Annotated in this window: 1 protein-coding gene; it reads right to left on the bottom strand. The window is 57.2% G+C overall.

All coding sequences use genetic code 11. The features are described from left to right. Positions 1-665, bottom strand: a 665-nt coding sequence (locus EN925_RS37825) for a substrate-binding domain-containing protein (protein WP_164894767.1), incomplete at its 3' end; no start/stop codon positions are given. Between the last annotated feature and the right edge of the window lie 195 nt (positions 666-860).

The raw sequence follows: 860 nt of genomic DNA, 5'->3' as shown, positions 1-860 counted from the left end.
TCATTGTTGGCGATGACGCCATCGAACGGCTTGCCGGTCGACAGCCAGTTGGTCATCAGGTTCTGCGCCTCGTCGCGGTTCCAGTTCGACGTCTGCTTGTCGATGATCTTGATGAAGCTGCAATCCGGCGTCGCGATCACATCGTCGATGTCCTTGGTGCGCTGCACGGCGGCCTGGTTGGAAAGCTCGCCCATGATCACATAGACATTGGCTTCCTTCTTGCCGGCTTCCTTGAACAGGCGGCAGACTTCCTTGGTCTCGAGCGTGCCGGAATCGGCTTCGTTCGAGGCGACGAAGGCCTGGTTGTCGGGCAGCGTGTCGACGTTGACCGGCTCGCGGTTGACATAGACCAGCGGGATCTTGGCTGCGGCGGCGGCATCCGACATCGCCTGCGTGGCCGAAGTGTCGACCGGGTTGACGATGATGGCGTCGACGCCCGAAGCGGCGAAGTTCTTGATCTGGTCAAGCTGCTTGGCAACGTCGTTCTGTGCGTCCTCGACCTGCAACTCGACGCCGCTCATGCCCTTGGCCTGCTCGATCATGCCGTTGCGCAGCACGGTCAGGAAGTTGTCGTCGAACTTGGCCATCGACACGCCAACCTTGGCGGCCAGGGCGGATGAACTCATCAGCGCCGCGAAGGCGACGCCTAAAATCAATTTCTTCATTGTGTTTCTCCTCCACATATTGGAGTCCGGTTTCACCGATTTATCCGGAATCCCCGATCTCCCCGGGGAATCTCTCCCTGATGTCGTTTCTATTCCGGGTGACGCTTGCCGTTGGCTGGAACGTCAAACCCTCTGTTTGAAACAGATATTCCGGAACGAAAGAACCAAAATATACAGATGATGAAATATTTATTC

The sequence above is a fragment of the Mesorhizobium sp. M7A.F.Ca.US.006.04.2.1 genome, from assembly GCF_004022915.1.
GTDB lineage: Bacteria > Pseudomonadota > Alphaproteobacteria > Rhizobiales > Rhizobiaceae > Mesorhizobium > Mesorhizobium ciceri.
This window is presented reverse-complemented; position numbering and strand designations above follow the sequence as displayed.